At 37.8% G+C, this 249-nt stretch carries 1 protein-coding gene; it reads right to left on the minus strand.

Annotated features, from left to right (window positions below; all coding sequences use genetic code 11):
• On the minus strand, positions 1 to 249 hold a 249-nt coding region (locus GB932_RS21685; RefSeq protein WP_197517162.1), incomplete at both ends, for an OmpA family protein.

The following is a 249-nucleotide window of genomic DNA, read 5'->3' on the forward strand; positions in this document are numbered from 1 at the left end:
GCATCAGTACCTCTTGTATCAGTAGCTCCGATTACATTATAAGAACCAGTCGAAGAATTGATGTAGTTTACAGCATTATTTAAGATTGGAGTATTTGATGGCAAAATTCTGTCAGAATTTAAATCAAACTCAATTCCCTCCAACTTAGTTTCTGTTTCTACTACAGGTCCTGTTGTAGCTACAGGACATCCGTTGTTTTCAACAGGTCCTGGAACTGTTACACACTTATCGTAAAGGTCAATTACACCG

The sequence above is a fragment of the Microbacterium karelineae genome (assembly GCF_009745985.1).
In the GTDB taxonomy this organism is placed as follows: Bacteria; Actinomycetota; Actinomycetes; order Actinomycetales; family Microbacteriaceae; genus Microbacterium; species Microbacterium karelineae.